Source organism: Mycobacterium intermedium, from assembly GCF_002086275.1.
Classification (GTDB): Bacteria; Actinomycetota; Actinomycetes; order Mycobacteriales; family Mycobacteriaceae; genus Mycobacterium; species Mycobacterium intermedium.
The window spans coordinates 1-583 of the sequence record NZ_MVHT01000303.1; the positions used below are offsets into that span (position 1 = coordinate 1).

Below are 583 nucleotides of genomic sequence, written 5' to 3' on the forward strand. Positions count from 1 at the left end.
TGATCGCGCTCACTGAAATTCCCCACTGACGCTCATCGAAATTCCCCACCCGTGTGGCTCCGCCGAGAAGGGCGGGCCTCCTTCGATGCTGCTGGTGTCTGATGCCTGCAGCGCTGCCGAAGGAGGCCCGCTTTCTCATGCTCACATGGGAGGACGATGTGGAAGTACATGCCCTGCACAAACGTGGTTGGTCGATCTCGGCGATCGCCCGCCACACCGGATTCGATCGCAAGACGGTGCGCAAGTACCTGGCCGGCGACGGCACGCCCGGGGTGCGGGCTCGACCGGGTCCGGACCCGTTCGATCCGTTCGTCGAGTACGTCACCGCGAGGCTGACCGAGGACCCGCACCTGTGGGCGCGCACTCTTTATGACGAGTTGGAGGAATTGGGCTTCGGGTTGTCGTATCAGAGTCTGACGCGCAACATCCGCCGTCGGGGGCTGCGTCCGGTCTGCCAGGTGTGTCGCACGGCGACCGAACGTCCCAACGCGGTGATTCCGCACGCCCCGGGCGAGGAAACCCAGTGGGACTGGCTGGACTTGCCGGATCCGCCCGCATCGTGGGGGTGGGGAAAGACCGCGCA

General features: G+C 65.4%; 1 pseudogene. It reads left to right on the top strand.

The window, feature by feature from the left end:
- Positions 1 to 137 precede the first annotated feature (137 nt).
- A pseudogene (locus BST27_RS30790) lies at positions 138 to 583 on the top strand (IS21 family transposase); the annotation flags it as partial.